Annotated in this window: 14 protein-coding genes; 6 read left to right on the top strand and 8 right to left on the bottom strand. The window is 59.8% G+C overall.

Annotated features, from left to right (window positions below; translation table 11 throughout):
* Window positions 1-231: 231 nt before the first annotated feature.
* The 4 genes from ACM530_RS00255 (at window position 232) to ACM530_RS00240 (ending at window position 2,554) form a co-directional block, all read left to right on the top strand.
* Window positions 232-972 carry an FKBP-type peptidyl-prolyl cis-trans isomerase gene (locus ACM530_RS00255; protein ID WP_053255296.1) on the top strand — a complete coding sequence of 247 codons (741 nt, stop codon included), beginning with the start codon at window positions 232-234 and terminating at the stop codon, window positions 970-972.
* A 323-nt stretch (window positions 973-1,295) separates the two neighbouring features.
* On the top strand, window positions 1,296-1,751 hold the full coding sequence (locus ACM530_RS00250) for a YkvA family protein (protein ID WP_058420139.1): 456 nt from the start codon (window positions 1,296-1,298) through the stop codon (window positions 1,749-1,751).
* A gap of 96 nt (window positions 1,752-1,847) precedes the next feature.
* Window positions 1,848-2,186 carry a helix-turn-helix domain-containing protein gene (locus tag ACM530_RS00245; RefSeq protein WP_119735601.1) on the top strand — a complete coding sequence of 113 codons (339 nt, stop codon included), beginning with the start codon at window positions 1,848-1,850 and terminating at the stop codon, window positions 2,184-2,186.
* The gene (locus ACM530_RS00240; protein ID WP_010565198.1) at window positions 2,183-2,554 is read left to right on the top strand and encodes a hypothetical protein; all 372 of its coding nucleotides are present in this window, start codon (window positions 2,183-2,185) and stop codon (window positions 2,552-2,554) included. Before ACM530_RS00245 ends, ACM530_RS00240 begins: the two co-directional genes overlap by 4 nt.
* Here the strand turns inward: ACM530_RS00240 and ACM530_RS00235 are convergent.
* Window positions 2,551-4,320: a bifunctional diguanylate cyclase/phosphodiesterase gene (locus ACM530_RS00235; RefSeq protein ID WP_242193609.1), complete on the bottom strand. Its 1,770-nt coding sequence runs from the start codon at window positions 4,318-4,320 to the stop codon at window positions 2,551-2,553. The genes ACM530_RS00240 and ACM530_RS00235 overlap by 4 nt on opposite strands.
* 118 nt (window positions 4,321-4,438) lie before the next feature.
* The gene (locus tag ACM530_RS00230) at window positions 4,439-6,520 is read right to left on the bottom strand and encodes a carboxy terminal-processing peptidase (protein WP_242193608.1); all 2,082 of its coding nucleotides are present in this window, start codon (window positions 6,518-6,520) and stop codon (window positions 4,439-4,441) included.
* Between the two features lie 138 nt (window positions 6,521-6,658).
* Between ACM530_RS00230 and ACM530_RS00225 the strand changes: the two genes are divergently transcribed.
* Window positions 6,659-7,621, top strand: coding sequence for a zinc-binding dehydrogenase (locus ACM530_RS00225; RefSeq protein WP_416364023.1), 963 nt, complete (start codon window positions 6,659-6,661; stop codon window positions 7,619-7,621).
* A 51-nt stretch (window positions 7,622-7,672) separates the two neighbouring features.
* Here ACM530_RS00225 and ACM530_RS00220 read toward each other — a convergent pair whose 3' ends face one another.
* The 6 genes from ACM530_RS00220 to ACM530_RS00195 all read right to left on the bottom strand — a co-directional run bounded on the left by ACM530_RS00220 (window position 7,673) and on the right by ACM530_RS00195 (window position 13,050).
* Window positions 7,673-8,326, bottom strand: a complete 654-nt coding sequence (locus tag ACM530_RS00220) for an HAD family hydrolase (RefSeq protein ID WP_416364022.1) — start codon at window positions 8,324-8,326, stop codon at window positions 7,673-7,675.
* 30 nt (window positions 8,327-8,356) lie between these two features.
* Window positions 8,357-9,346, bottom strand: coding sequence for an ABC transporter ATP-binding protein (locus ACM530_RS00215; RefSeq protein ID WP_010565203.1), 990 nt, complete (start codon window positions 9,344-9,346; stop codon window positions 8,357-8,359).
* Complete coding sequence (locus ACM530_RS00210) at window positions 9,343-10,143, bottom strand: ABC transporter permease (protein ID WP_106580568.1); 801 nt, start codon at window positions 10,141-10,143, stop codon at window positions 9,343-9,345. Before ACM530_RS00210 ends, ACM530_RS00215 begins: the two co-directional genes overlap by 4 nt.
* Complete coding sequence (locus tag ACM530_RS00205) at window positions 10,130-10,993, bottom strand: ABC transporter permease (RefSeq protein WP_277933486.1); 864 nt, start codon at window positions 10,991-10,993, stop codon at window positions 10,130-10,132. Before ACM530_RS00205 ends, ACM530_RS00210 begins: the two co-directional genes overlap by 14 nt.
* Window positions 10,972-11,778: an alkaline phosphatase family protein gene (locus tag ACM530_RS00200; protein ID WP_145165953.1), complete on the bottom strand. Its 807-nt coding sequence runs from the start codon at window positions 11,776-11,778 to the stop codon at window positions 10,972-10,974. Before ACM530_RS00200 ends, ACM530_RS00205 begins: the two co-directional genes overlap by 22 nt.
* Before the next feature lie 204 nt (window positions 11,779-11,982).
* Window positions 11,983-13,050 carry an ABC transporter substrate-binding protein gene (locus tag ACM530_RS00195; protein ID WP_416364021.1) on the bottom strand — a complete coding sequence of 356 codons (1,068 nt, stop codon included), beginning with the start codon at window positions 13,048-13,050 and terminating at the stop codon, window positions 11,983-11,985.
* Between the two features lie 353 nt (window positions 13,051-13,403).
* Here ACM530_RS00195 and ACM530_RS00190 point away from each other — a divergent pair, with 353 nt between their 5' ends.
* The gene (locus ACM530_RS00190; RefSeq protein ID WP_145165952.1) at window positions 13,404-14,117 is read left to right on the top strand and encodes a UTRA domain-containing protein; all 714 of its coding nucleotides are present in this window, start codon (window positions 13,404-13,406) and stop codon (window positions 14,115-14,117) included.
* Window positions 14,118-14,225: the final 108 nt, after the last annotated feature.

Raw genomic sequence — 14,225 nt, 5'->3', positions numbered from 1 at the left:
GAGTTGTCGCGTTGTTATGCCACTACGCCATAGGTGCGGCAAGTGGCCATGAGCCTGGTTGCAGGCAGTCCCGCGATCCGTCGCGGGCCTCCATCATGAATGAAAATGCTTTTAAACACGTGAACTTATCGGAAGTTTCCTGCTCACATGCCGGTAGCCATTGGTCGTGGCCGCCTGATAAGCTCGCGACTTTACTCGAATGCCCTTTTGGCGCACGAACAAGGAAATAGCATGAAACAGCATCGGTTGGCGGCGGCGGTGGCCCTGGTTAGCCTGGTACTTGCGGGTTGTGATTCGCAGACCAGCGTAGAGCTGAAAACCCCGGCGCAGAAAGCTTCCTACGGTATCGGCCTGAACATGGGCAAAAGTCTTGCCCAGGAAGGCATGGATGACCTGGACTCCAAAGCGGTAGCCCAAGGCATCGAAGATGCCGTCGGCAAGAAAGAACAGAAGCTGAAAGACGACGAACTGGTTGAAGCGTTTGCCGCACTGCAGAAGCGTGCAGAAGAACGTATGACCAAAATGAGCGAAGAGTCGGCAGCCGCCGGCAAGAAATTCCTCGAAGAAAACGCCAAGAAAGACGGCGTAGTGACCACTGCTTCCGGTCTGCAGTACAAGATCGTGAAGAAGGCCGACGGCGCTCAGCCTAAGCCAACCGACGTGGTGACTGTTCACTACACCGGCAAGCTCACCAACGGCACGACCTTTGACAGCTCCGTTGATCGCGGTAGCCCGATTGACCTGCCGGTCAGCGGCGTGATCCCGGGTTGGGTCGAAGGCCTGCAACTGATGCACGTTGGCGAGAAGGTCGAGTTGTACATCCCGTCTGACCTGGCCTACGGCGCTCAGAGCCCGAGCCCGGCGATTCCAGCCAACTCCGTGCTGGTATTCGACCTGGAACTGCTGGGCATCAAGGACCCAGCCAAGGCTGAAGCCCCTGACGCACCTGCTGCTCCAGCCGCCAAGAAGTAATCGGCGCCTGTACAGACAACGCCCCGTTTCGACGGGGCGTTGTCGTATCTGCGGCCCGGTAAATCCGCGTGATTCACACCCGACGTAAATTCAAACGAACCCCCGCAAACTGAAACAGTCTGATATAAGACTCGAGCACGGGTAGCCGCACATCAACGCCAAGTCAATGAAATCTTGGGTTTTTTTTATGTGCGCAAAAAACGCCCGATCTGACTGCAAGCCTTGTAGTCCGTGGCTTTCAGCCGATAAAACAGGCTCTGTTCACAAGGTTATCCACAATTTGTGTGGATAACCTTTTATGTCGCCTGGAACTGGAGTGACAGATGAAACCACCGTTCAATTTCACCCGTTTTTTGCCCATGGCCGCGCGTCTGCTTGGCCGTGGGCGTTTGCCAACCCTGCTGTTTGCCGTCGCCGCAAAAGGCTCAAGCCAGGGCAATCGCCTGGGTAAGCTCAAGGATGATCTCAAATTGCTTCAGGCCCTGTGCCTGGCCTACTGGCGCGGCGAATACCGGGCGATCAGCCCCAAGGCGCTGATTTCAGTGGTGGCGGGCTTGATGTACTTCCTCAGCCCGATTGACGCGATCCCGGACTTTATCCCGGTATTTGGCATGCTCGATGACATCGCGGTGCTGGCATGGGTCATGAAGACCCTGGACGGAGAACTGAGCGCCTTTCGCGCCTGGCGTGACGCCCAGCGCCCGGAAAAGCTCGCAGTGGTTGAGCGCTTGCCTGCGACGCCTGCGCTGCTGGCTGAGGAAAACCCGCAAAAAAACTGATCACACGGCTATCCCCCTGCGACCTTTGTGGCTGTTAGGATTACACTCCTAAGGAAAGAGCTTACTTAGTGAGTGTTGTTATCCTACGGGGCAGTCATGGATATTCAGATAATTTCACGCAATGGCGAACCCGAGTACGCGGTGTTGCCATGGGACCAGTACCAGGCGCTACTAAAAGCCGCCGGTCAGCAACAACCAGCACTCCCTCCTTCTTCTGACGCTCAGGTCGCTCCCGATCAGGCTTTGCGCCCGCTCGCGGACCTGCGCGGCCTGCGTGAAACCCGGGGGCTGGCCATCGAAACCCTGGCCCGCACCGTGGGTATCAGCCCCTCGTATCTCGGATTGATTGAAAGTGGTGAACGCCAGCCGGATGCCGCCATTCGCCGCAGCCTGGCCTGGGAATTGGGCGTTGCAGGTTGGAGGGATGAATCTTGAGCCTACGTATCAGCCGTCAACACTGGGATGGATTACTCAACGAACTGGATCAGGCGCGCCGCCAGCGCCACCTGCTGACCTACCGCGCGCTGCTGGAGCGTCTGCAATTTCCCACGCCGGCCATGCAGACCCTGGCCGCCGCCCTTGAGCACCTGGCCGCGCTGGACGCCAAGGCCGAGCAGCCGTTGCGCAGCTCACTGGTGATCAGCCAGGGTGCCAGCCGCCTGCCGCGTACCGGTTTCTTCGAATGCGTGGAGCGCCTGGGGCGTTTCAGCGGGCCATCCGATGGCGTGGCCGCCGCCTCCTGGCACGCCTCGGAAGTGGTGCGCGTGTTCGAATACGATTACCCGGAATCTGCCGAGGCTTAAAGCGCCTGGGCCAGCATGTCCATGCTGTCGATCACATGAATGCTGTAGCCCGCCACATCCTTGGCGTGGTGCTTGGCCTGCGAGGCCAGCTCCGCCAACTGGCTGGCATCGAGTTGCCCACAGGCCTGTGGATATAAGTGAACCACGCCGATCGACAGCGACAGCAAGGCGAATTCCTGACGCGCGCCCTGGCGGTTCAATGCCACAAAGCAGCCGGCGTCGAGGTGTTCAGCGCGGTAGAAGCGTCGGCACTGGGTGTGAAAATCATCCAGCAACTGGTTGAGACGCTTGCGCCAATCCTGTGGGCCCAGCACCAGCAAAAAATCATCGCCGCCGATATGCCCGACAAAGTCGCGGCTGGGGTCAACCCGGTCGTTGAGGCATTGCGCCAGGCAGAGCAAGACCTCATCCCCGCGCCCGTAGCCGTAGATATCGTTGAACGGCTTGAAGCTGTCGATATCCACGTAGCAGATCACTGACTCTCTTTGTTGCTGCAACAGCCGCGTCAGGCATTGCTGGATCGGCACGTTGCCCGGCAGCAGCGTCAGCGGGTTGGCGTAACGCGCCTGCTGGATCTTCAGCTCGGTGATCAGCTTGAGCACATCGATCACCCGCCCCAGGCCCAGGTAATCGCCATTGAGCGTGATGATGAAATCCTCTTCAATCCGTTGCCGTGCGCGGCTGGTCAGCAGGCGGCTGACTTGCTGCAGCGATTGGCTCAACTCAACCGCCAAAAAGTCATCGCTCATCAAACGGCTGATGGGCTTGCGTGCGAACAGATCGGTGGCGAAGGGCTTGAGCAGTGCGTCCGATAACGAATGCCGGTGCACGATGCCGACCGGGTGGCCACGCCCGTCCAGTACCGCCAGCGAATTGAGATTGGCCTGACGGCGGAACGATTCCAGCACCTGGGCGGTGGCCGTGTCCTGATCCACCGCCGGTTGCTCGTTCAGCAGGGCACTGAGGTCGCTGCCTTCTTCGCTCAGGGCGAGGTTGGCGTTGTCCTGCTTGGGCAGCATCAGGCGTGCTTCCTGGGGCGGCTGTTCCTGCGGGCGGCAGAGCAGGTAGCCCTGGACCAGGTCCACGCCCATCTCGGTCAACACCGCCAATTCTTCGGGTAACTCAATACCTTCGGCAATGACCTGTGCCCGCGACGCCCTGGCGATTTGCAGGATGGAGCCGACGAACTCACGCTTGAGCGCGTCCTGATGGATGCCGTCGATAAAATGCCGGTCAATCTTCACGTAGTCCGGGCGCAGCTCCGACCACAACCGCAGGCTGGAATAGCCGGCGCCCAGGTCATCCAGGGCGATGGCGAAGCCCATGTCGCGGTAATGGTGCAGTGCGGTTTGCAGCAGATCGAAGTCGTCGGTAGGGGTCTGCTCGGTGAGTTCGATCACCACTTGGCTTGGGGGAATGCCGACGTCGCGCAGCAGTTGCAAGGTGCGCCCCGGTTGATGCGCGGTCTCCATCAAGGATTCCGGCGAGATATTCAGGAACAGCTTGCCTGGCAGTTTCTGTTCGCTGAACCGTCGACACGCGCTTTCGCGACAGGCCATTTCCAGTTCACTGAGGCGCCCGATATGCCTGGCCACGGAAAACAGCGCGACCGGGGAGTGCAATGGGCTATTGGAGGGGCCACGGCTGAGGGCTTCGTAGCCGAGGATGCGCCGTTCAGACAGGCAAATGATCGGTTGGAACAGGCTGTGCAAACTGCCTTGAGCCAGGATAGAGCCCAATGCATTCAGCTGTTCGGTCATGGTCATGGCGATCTCGATCGAAAAAAAAGGACCGCGGGCTTGGCGCCTGCGGTCCTTCATTTCACGACAGAATGATGTCTATATGATGACACTCCGAGGAGCGTTCACATTAAACTGCCATCGTTTACTGCTTGGCCACCTGCTTGCTGATCTTCAGGTAGTCGAGCAGGATCCGGCCTGTTTCAGACAGGTAGGCGTCGTCTTCCGGCTTGGTTTTTTCCGGCTCGGTCGGCAGCGCATCTTCATCTTCTTTCTTCAGTTCCTTGAGCGGGTCTTCGCCTTTGGCCTTGCGGCGGGCGTTTTCCAGTACCAGTTGCTGATTTTCGATGCTGGTGTGCTGCGCACGGCGATCGGCTTCGTTGAGGCTGACGGTTTTCTCTTCCATCAGCTTCTTGGCCAGGGCCAGTTTGTCGCGGATGAACACAAACTCGGCATCCTTGGCGGAGCGCGCGTCATGGTCAGCCTTCAACTGCGTCAGGAACGGTTTGAACGGGTCCGATGCCGGCTTGATCGCAGGGCGGATGGTGTCCCACGGCATGGCTTCAGGCAGGGCGCTCTCGCCGATTTCCTTGGTGTCGATGATCGACGGGAAGTCGACATCCGGCAGCACACCCTGATGCTGGGTGCTCTGCCCGGAAACCCGGTAGAACTTGGCCAGGGTCAGTTTCAGCTCGCCATGGTTGAGCGGCTGAATGGTCTGCACGGTGCCTTTACCGAAGGTCTGGCCGCCGATGATCAGCGCACGGTGGTAGTCCTGCATCGCGCCGGCGAAAATCTCCGAGGCCGAAGCCGAGAGACGGTTGACCAGCAGCGCCATCGGCCCTTTGTAGAAGGCACCCGGGTTCTCGTCTTCAAGCACGTCGACGCGGCCGTCAGCGTTGCGTACCAACACGGTTGGGCCTTTGTCGATAAACAGGCTGGTCAGCTCGGTGGCTTCCTGCAGGGAACCGCCGCCGTTGTTGCGCAGATCGATCACTACGCCGTCGACTTTGTCCTTCTGCAGCTCGGTCAGGATTTTCTTCACGTCGCGGGTGGTGGACTTGTAGTCCGGATCACCGGCACGGAACGCTTTGAAGTCCAGGTAGAAGGCCGGGATCACAATCACGCCGAGCTTGTAATCCTTGCCATCCTGCTTGAGGTTCAGGATCTGCTTCTGCACGGCCTGGTCTTCAAGCTTCACCGCTTCACGGGTGATGGACACGATTTTGCTGGTCTGGTCGTTCGGTGCATTGGTGTGCGGAATCACTTCCAGGCGCACCACGCTGCCTTTCGGCCCGCGGATCAGCTTGACCACTTCGTCCAGACGCCAGCCGACCACGTCGACCATCTCTTTGTCGGCCTGGGCCACGCCGATGATCTTGTCGGCCGGAGCAACCTGCTTGGTCTTGTCTGCCGGACCTGCCGGTACCAGACGCACGATCTTGACCTGGTCATTGTCGCTTTGCAGGACGGCACCGATGCCCTCCAGCGACAGACTCATGTTGATATCAAAGTTTTCCGCGTTATCTGGTGACAGATAATTGGTGTGCGGGTCGTAGGACATCGCGAAGGTGTTGATGTAGGCCTGGAAGATATCTTCGGCACGGGTCTGGTCCAGACGTGCCAGCTGATTCTTGTAGCGCTTGGTCAACAGCTCTTGAATGGCCTTGGGCTCTTTGCCGGCGATCTTCAAGCGCAGCACTTCGTCCTTGACGCGTTTGCGCCACAGGTCGTCAAGGGCGGCGCTGCTGGTCAGCCAAGGCGCGTCCTTGCGATCCACCAGAAGGGTTTCCTTCTGGGTGAAGTCGAGCTTGTCGACGCCTTTGTCCAGCTCAGCCAGGGCGAAGTCCAGACGCGCTTTGACACGGTCCAGGTAACGCTTGTAGATGGTGAAGCCGGGCTGCAGGTCGCCGCTTTTGAGGAAGTCGTCGAACTGGGTCTTCCACTTGTCGAACTCAGCGATATCGCTGGCCAGGAAGTAGCTGCGCGACGGATCCAGCAGCTTGAGGTAGCTGTCGTAGATGATCACCGAGCGCGCGTCGTCCAGCGGCGGCTTGCTGTAGTGATGACGCTTGAGCAACTCGACGACGTTAAGGCTTGCAATCACCTCATCGCGATCAGGCTGAAGGTTGTCCCAGCTGTTGGCTGCGAACGTATTGGTCGACATCGACGCGAAGCCGAGACCAATGAAAAAAGCGAGGGCGGTGCTGGGGAACAGATGCTTCATGCTGATTCGACGCGGGGGCAATTGATAACGCATATTAGGCCGTCTTTGAGGGAGCCGGTTCCATATGATCCGGTCGCATAATGCAAAAAGCCCGGCGCTACAGCTACGGGCTCAGTCCAGACTCACTATGGAGGCACTGTGAAAGCATTGCAAGGCGTTGAAGGTCATGTGGAGTGGCTGACAGAACCCAGCCCTACCTGCGATGTAGGCCAAGTTCGCATTCGTGTGGCGGCTGCGGGCCTTAATCGCGCCGATTTATTACAGCGCGCCGGGCTCTACCCGCCGCCGCCTGGCGCCAGCCACGTGTTGGGTCTTGAGTGCTCCGGGGTCATCAGTGAGGTCGGGCCGGGGTCGTCCTGGCAGGTCGGTGACCGCGTTTGCGCATTGCTCGCCGGGGGCGGCATGGCCGAAGAAGTGGTGGTGGACGCGCGCCACGTCCTGCCGGTGCCGGAAGGCTTGTCGCTGACCGAAGCGGCGGCATTGCCTGAGGTGTACAGCACCGCGTGGCAGAATCTGTTCCAGCTGGCGGGCCTCAAGCCCGGTGAAAAAGTCTTGCTGCATGCTGGCGCCAGTGGCGTGGGTTCGGCGGCGATCCAGCTGTGCAAAGCGTTTGGCAGCCCGTGCTGGGTCAGCGTCGGCTCGGCGCAGCGCCTGGCGTACTGCGAAGCACTCGGTGCCCAGGGCGGCGTGGTACGTACTGACGGCATTGAAGGGCTAAGCGATTTCGGGCCGTTCGATGTGATCCTCGACCCGGTGGGTGGCAACTACGCCGCGCTGGACCTCAAGCTGCTGGCCCTGGACGGCCGTTGGGTATTGATCGGCTTGATGGGCGGGCGCGATGCGCAGCTCGACCTGGCGCAGGTGCTGGGCAAGCGCATTCAGTTGCTCGGCTCGACTCTGCGCAGCCGCAGCGATCAGTTCAAGGCAGATTTGTTCAGCGATTTGAGCCAGCATGTATGGCCGCTGTTTGCCGAGGGACGCTTGAGCCCGCAACTGGCCAAGACCTTCCCGATCAAGGATGCCGAGGCGGCGTTTGCTGAGTTGGCGAGCAATCAGATTTCGGGGAAATTGGTGTTGGTGATTGACGAGACGTTGGCCTGATCTCAAGTTGAATGCAGCTCCCACCGTTGATTGCATTTCAATTAAATAGAGTCACACCCAGTGATGAATCGGCCACCCAGCCTTTTGCGCATGCTCACGTAACACCGGATCCGGATTCACCACCTGCGGGTGATCCACTTTCAGCAGCAACGGCAAATCATTGCGTGAATCCGAGTAGAAATACGCGCCGTCCAATGTCTCGCCTGCCTGCTCCAGCCATTCCAGCAACCGCGTGATCTTGCCTTCACGGTACGTCAGCACGCCCACGGTATGGCCGCTGTACACGCCATGGCTGACATCCAGGTCGATGCCCAGCACTTCATCAATACCGATACGTGCCGCAATCGGTTTGACCAAGTGAGTGCCCGACGCGGAAATCACCAGAATCCGGTAGCCATTCGCGCGGTGGCGGGCGATGGTCTTGGTGGCGTCGCTGTAGATCAGCGGCTCGATGACGTCCTCGACCCATGGCTCTACCAGGTGCTCGATCTCTTCCGGCGTGCGGCCTATCATTGGCTCCAGGCTGAAGTCCATGAAGTCTTCCATGCGCAGCTTGCCCTGGCCGTAGGCGTCCATCAGTTCGTTGTTCTTGCGCATGAATGACTCGGGGTCGACCCAGCCCAGGCGGCCCATCTGCTCGCTCCACAGCGTGGCGCAGTCGCCGTGGATCAAGGTGTCGTCCAAATCAAAAATTACCAATGCCATCCGTCATGCTCTCTGAAATAAATCGTGGCGTCAGGCTACTTCACACAACGCACTGGGGTCGATGGAAAGTGCCAGGCGCTGGCCATCCGGGTGCAGATCGTCGGCGGAACGGTTGAGCACATCCACCACCAATTCCACGCCGCGCGCCTCGATGCGGTAGCGAATCACGTTGCCCAGCAGGCTGTGGCTGCGCACCAGTGCGTCCAGTTCGCCGCTGCGGCTCAGTTCGATGGCCTCTGGGCGAATCGCAATGCGCCCACTGATCGGGCGCTGCAGCAATTGGCTGGCCTTGTCGGCGTCGAGCAGGTTGTAGTTGCCGATGAAACCGGCGGCGAACACATCCACCGGCGCGGTGTAGAGCGTCTCGGCATCGCCGCTCTGCACGATCTTGCCCTGGTTCATCAGGAAGATGCGGTCGGACATGGTCAGGGCTTCTTCCTGGTCATGGGTGACGAAAATCGTGGTCAGCCCCAATTCGCGCTGAATCTGCCGGATCTGCTCGCGCAGGTGCTTGCGGATCCGCGCGTCCAGCGCCGACAGGGGCTCATCGAGCAGCAACAGGCGTGGGCGGGTCACCAGCGAGCGGGCGAGGGCCACGCGCTGGCACTGGCCACCGGACATCTGATGCGGGTAGCGGCCGGCGAGCTCCTTGAGCTCCACCAGTTGCAGCACTTCCTGCACGCGCTTGTGGCTGTCGTCGGCGTTGACCTTTTGCATGCGCAGGCCGAAGGCAACGTTCTGCTCCACGGTCATGTTGGGGAACAGCGCATAGCTTTGGAACACCATGCCGATGTGGCGTTTCTGCGGGCTGAGGGGAACGATGTCCTGGCCATCCAGCAGAATTTTGCCACTGTCTACCGACGTGAGGCCGGCGATGCAACGCAGCAAAGTCGACTTGCCGCAACCGGACGGGCCGAGCAGGGTGACGAATTCGCCCTTGGCGATCTCGCAGTTGATGTCACTGAACACCGGGGTGCCGGCGTAGCCTTTTTGCAGGTGTTGGACGCTGACGAAGCTCATTGGCTTTTGTCCTTGTTCAAGATATTGGCGGCCCAGGTCAGCACCAGCACAAAGAAGAAATAGGAAATGACGACAGCACTGGTGAAGTGGCCGCTGCTGTTGCGCATGTTGTTGAGGTACACCTGCAGGGTTTCGTAGCGGGTGCCCACCAGGATGTTGGCGAACACGAACTCACCGAACAGGAACGAGAACGACAGCAGCAGCGCCACCATCAAGCCCTTGCGCAGGTTCGGCAGCACCACTAGGATTGCTGCCTGCCAAGTGCTCGCGCCGAGCAGTTGCGAGGCGTCCATCAAGTCGCGCAGGTTGATCGCTTGCAGGTTGTTGGTGATCGCGCGGTACATGAACGGCAGGGCCACGGTGAAGTAGCAGCCGATCAGAATCCACGGCGTGCCCACCATCGCCAGCGGCCCGGAACCGTAGAGTTGCAGCAGGCCCACCGACGACACCACCGGCGGCACCGCGAAGGGCAGCAGGATGAGGATGTTCATCAGCGCATCGAGCCGAGGGAAGTGGTAATGCACCACGAACAGCAGCGGCAGAATCAGCACCACCGACAGGATCAGCGCACCCACGCACACCAGCAGCGATTGGCCAAAGGCGGCCAGAAAGCGTGGGTCGCTCCACAGTTGCACATACCATTTCACCGTGAAGCCGGCGGGCAGGATCGTCGCTGACCAACTGCTGGCAATGGAGTAGACAAAGGTGCCCACCAGCGGCAACACCAAAATCGCAAACAACAGGTACACCACTACGCGATGGTAGAGGGAGGCCGAGCCGGCTTCAGCGCGAGACATGGTAGCTCCTCTTGAGCAGCAGTTGATGAACCACGGTGACCACGGTCATCAGCGCCACCAGCACCACGGCCAGGGCACTGGCCATGTTCGGGTCCAGGGAAATATCACCGGAGACCATCGCCGCGATGCGAATCGGCAGCACGTTGAAGTTGCCGGTGGTCAGCGCGTACACCGTGGCATAGGCGCCCAGAGCATTGGCCAGCAGGATCACGAAAGTGCCTAGCAGCGCAGGGGTCAGCACCGGCAAGCCGATGTGCCGCCAGAACTGCCAGCCGCTGGCGCCCAGCAGCGAGGCCGACTCGCGCCAGTCTTCACGCAACGCATCGAAGGCCGGGTAGAGCAGCAGCACGCCCAATGGAATCTGAAAGTAGGTGTACAGAATGATCAGGCCGGTTTTGGAATACAGGTTGAAGTCCTGAATGATCCCGGCCTGCTTGAGCATGATCGTGATGCTGCCGTTGAAGCCCAGCAGGATGATGAAGGCGAAGGCCAGCGGCACGCCGGCAAAGTTGCTGGTCATGTTGGCGAAGGCGGTGACGAAATTGCGCAACGGCCCATCGACGCGGCGCAACGAATAGCTGCCGAGCACCGAGATGATGATGCCGAACACGCTGGAGTAGAAGCTGATCTCCAGACTGTACTGGATGGCTTGCAGGTAGAACTTCGAACTGAAGATCTTGATGAAGTTGGCCACGCCCCAGCCGGACTCTTCCGATTGCAGGCTGTTGATCAACACCCACACCAGCGGGGCGATTTCAAACACGATAAAGAACAGCGCAAAGGGCACCAGGCACAGGATCGCCAGCCATTTGCCACGGGTTAGGGAATTCACTTCAACAGCTCCCGGCATACAGGTTTGTCGTGGGGCACACCGAGCAGTTCGCAGACAGTGCCGCACAGTTCGGTTTGCTTGGGGGTAGCGGCAGGGTCGAAGTTGAAGGCCGAGCCCAGCACGAACAGGGGCACTTCACGCTCCTCGGGCAGCAGGCCGTTGTGCGAGCGATCGTTGTTCATGCCGTGGTCGGCGGTCACCAGCACCTGGTAGCCGGCGTCGAGCCAGCCTTGCAGGTAATCGGCGAGGATGATGTCGGCCGAGCGTGCGCTGTTGCGGTATTGCGAGGTATCGAGGCCATGCTTGTGGCCGGCGTCATCGATGTTCATCGGGTGCACCACGAGGAAGTTCGGCGCGTGTTTGCGGCGCAGGCTTTCGGCGTCGGCGAACAGGTGCGAATCCGGGTAATGGTCATTCCAGTAGAAGTGCCCGTGCTGGATCGCCAGCGCCGTGTCGTCGGTATGGCGATCACGCGCGGCAATAAAGGGCGTGCGGTTATACAACTCGCTGACCCAGTGGTAAGCCGCCGCCGCTGTGGTGAGGCCGGCGTCGGTGGCGTAATGGAAAATGCTGCGCTGGTTGGACAGGCGCGAGACATGGTTGTGGACGATGCCGCTGTCGATCGGGGGTACGCCGGTGAGGATGCATTCATACAACGGCCGGGACAGGGCCGGCAGCTCACAGTCCAGTTTGTAAAGCGCTGCGCGTCCTGCGCCGATATAGGCCTGGAGATGCCCCATGGCATGTCGGGCAACCTCGTAGTTCAGGCCGTCGAGCACCACAAGGATGACGTTGTGCTTCATAGGGGCTGGGGCTCCGCGACGGATTAATCTTGGCTCGGTTTTCTTGGAGGAACCGGGTAAAAATGTGGGAGCGGGCTTGCTCGCGAAAGCAGTGTGTCAGGCAGCACTTCTTTCACTGAACCACCGCTTTCGCGAGCAAGCCCGCTCCCACACAAGCCGCTTCCACATTGGATCTCCAGTGGAGAGCCAATGTGGGTTGAAGCCTTACTGCATATTGATGATGACTTCTTCCTGCCACTTCTGCGGCAGTGCCTTGGAGGTCTTCTCCCAAGCATCGGCATCCTTGATCGGCGTGACTTTCTTGTATTGCTCGTTCGGCAGCAGCTTGGCCTGCACGTCAGCCGGCAAGGTCAAGTGCTCGGCACGGATCGGACGGGCGTTGCCGCGCGCCAGGTTGGTCTGGCCGGCGTCGCTGAAGATGTACTCACGGGTCAGCTTGGCGGCGTTCGGGTGCTTGGCGTATTTGTTGATGATGGTGGTGTAGCCGGAAATCACCGAGCCGTCCGATGGGATCAGCACCACGTAGTCATCCGGGTTGGCCATCTTGGCTTTGTAGCTCAGGCCGTTGAAGTCCCAGACCACGCCCACTTCGACTTCGCCTTTTTCCATGGTGGCGATGGTCGGGTTGGCCAGCGACAGGCGGCCTTGCTTGGCGATCTCGGCAAACATCAGCAGCGCAGGCTGGATGTTCTTCTCGTCGCCACCGTTGGCCAGGGCTGCCGCGAGCACGCCGTTGGCGGCCTGGGCGGCGGTGCTCACGTCACCGATGGAAACCTTGTATTTGCCGGTTTTCAAGTCAGCCCAGCTTGTTGGAGCTTCGGAGCCGTGCAGCAGCTTTTTATTGACGATAAAGGCGATGGTGCCGGTGTAGGCCAGGGCCCAGTTGCCGTCTTTATCTTTTGCCCAGTCCGGCACTTGCGCCCAGGTGCTCGGCTTGTACGGTTGGGCCACGCCCTGTTTCACCGCAATCGGGCCGAAGGCGGCGCCGACGTCACCGATATCGGCGCTGGCGTTGTCTTTCTCGGCGGCGAACTTGGCGATTTCCTGGGCCGAGCTCATGTCGGTGTCGATGTGCTTGAGGCCGTAGGTCTTGGCCAGGTCTTCCCAGGTGCCTTTCCAGTTGGCCCAGTCATCGGGCATGCCGACGCTGTTGACGGCGCCTTCGGCTTTCGCGGCGGCTTCCAGAGTCTTTAGATCGGTATCAGCAGCCATGGCGGCGGTGCACATGGCAATGGTCGAGCCTAACAGTGATGCCAGGAAAAGCTTTTTCATCCGAAGCTCCTTTGGGCGTTTTCAACGCGGCGTTTTTATGAACGTTTGCGGTGGTGTTGGTCTAGGTCAGAGCAATACCTGAGCCAATCTAGGCTCGGTGCATGACAGTTTCATGTCGATGTCGTTTTTAAATCGCTTTTATCGCGCAGTGCAGGCTTAGCGTAGACCATGCTCAAGTGCCCGCAGGACCTGGACTTGGCCGATGTATTGCAGGGTGTGGTGCAGGGCGCGGACAGGGACTGTCATCTGTCGGTCATCTGTAATGCCTAGGCTGGCAAGCAGAAGCAAAAGCCCATTTACGGAGCGGTATGTGCACCTGAACGGTGCTGGTCTAGTCCAGATAGGTAACGTTGATGCGTGATGAGGCAATCAAGGCGGTGACATCCATCGGCCTGGCGCTGCAAGAGCAGATCGACCACGGTCTGTTGCCGCCTGCGAGTAAATTGCCCGCCGAGCGCAAGCTCAGCGAGTTGTTTGGTACCACTCGCATTACCGTGCGGGAAGCCTTGTTACAGCTGGAAGCCCAAGGGCAGATTTACCGTGAGGAGCGCCGTGGCTGGTTTGTCTCGCCGCCACGGCTGGCCTACAACCTGATGCAACGCAGCCACTTCCACGCGATGGTTGGGGATCAGGGCCGGGTGGCGTCCACCGAAGTGATTTCTGCGCGGCTGCAACCGGCGTCGGCGGCGGTGTGTGCGTGGTTGCAGTTGCCGGCGCTGTCGAGTGTGATCCAGATCTGCCGAGGCCGGCGGATTGATGGGCGCCTGGTGTTGTATGTGGAGCACTACCTGAACCCGCAGTATTTTCCAGGGATTCTGGCGTGTGATCTGAATCAGTCGATGACCGAACTGTATGCGCGCAAGTACGACCTGCACTATGGCCGTGTGCGCTTTGAAATCGTGCCGACGTCACTGCCGGTGGAAGCCGCCGCCGCGTTGCGCGTGTCGGTGGGCAGCCCTGGGTTGCGCATTGCTAGGGTCAACTATGACCAGCACCAGCGGTTGATCGACTGCGACCTGGAGTTCTGGCGCCATGATGCGATTCATGTGGGCGTGGATGTGGTGTAACCCGGTGGCTGGCAGGTTGGGTGTGGCGAGCAGGCTTGCCCTGCGTTGGGCTGCGAAGCAGGCCCACAGGCTGCGACGGGGATTTGTCTGAAAGGAACGCGGTGGCTT

This window comes from Pseudomonas sp. NFX183, from assembly GCF_047943075.1.
Classification (GTDB): Bacteria; Pseudomonadota; Gammaproteobacteria; order Pseudomonadales; family Pseudomonadaceae; genus Aquipseudomonas.
Note: the sequence above shows the minus strand (reverse complement) of the source record. Positions and strands in the feature narration are given on the sequence as shown.

Bases quoted from the DNA above. Each gene is read 5' to 3' on its own strand.
- ACM530_RS00255 (WP_053255296.1), top strand. From the start codon at position 232: ATGAAACAGCATCGGTTGGCGGCGGCGGTGGCCCTGGTTAGCCTGGTA.
- ACM530_RS00250 (WP_058420139.1), top strand. From the start codon at position 1,296: ATGAAACCACCGTTCAATTTCACCCGTTTTTTGCCCATGGCCGCGCGT.
- ACM530_RS00245 (WP_119735601.1), top strand. From the start codon at position 1,848: ATGGATATTCAGATAATTTCACGCAATGGCGAACCCGAGTACGCGGTG.
- ACM530_RS00235 (WP_242193609.1), bottom strand. From the start codon at position 4,320: ATGACCATGACCGAACAGCTGAATGCATTGGGCTCTATCCTGGCTCAA.
- ACM530_RS00230 (WP_242193608.1), bottom strand. From the start codon at position 6,520: ATGAAGCATCTGTTCCCCAGCACCGCCCTCGCTTTTTTCATTGGTCTC.
- ACM530_RS00220 (WP_416364022.1), bottom strand. From the start codon at position 8,326: ATGGCATTGGTAATTTTTGATTTGGACGACACCTTGATCCACGGCGAC.
- ACM530_RS00215 (WP_010565203.1), bottom strand. From the start codon at position 9,346: ATGAGCTTCGTCAGCGTCCAACACCTGCAAAAAGGCTACGCCGGCACC.
- ACM530_RS00210 (WP_106580568.1), bottom strand. From the start codon at position 10,143: ATGTCTCGCGCTGAAGCCGGCTCGGCCTCCCTCTACCATCGCGTAGTG.
- ACM530_RS00205 (WP_277933486.1), bottom strand. From the start codon at position 10,993: ATGCCGGGAGCTGTTGAAGTGAATTCCCTAACCCGTGGCAAATGGCTG.
- ACM530_RS00200 (WP_145165953.1), bottom strand. From the start codon at position 11,778: ATGAAGCACAACGTCATCCTTGTGGTGCTCGACGGCCTGAACTACGAG.
- ACM530_RS00195 (WP_416364021.1), bottom strand. From the start codon at position 13,050: ATGAAAAAGCTTTTCCTGGCATCACTGTTAGGCTCGACCATTGCCATG.
- ACM530_RS00190 (WP_145165952.1), top strand. From the start codon at position 13,404: ATGCGTGATGAGGCAATCAAGGCGGTGACATCCATCGGCCTGGCGCTG.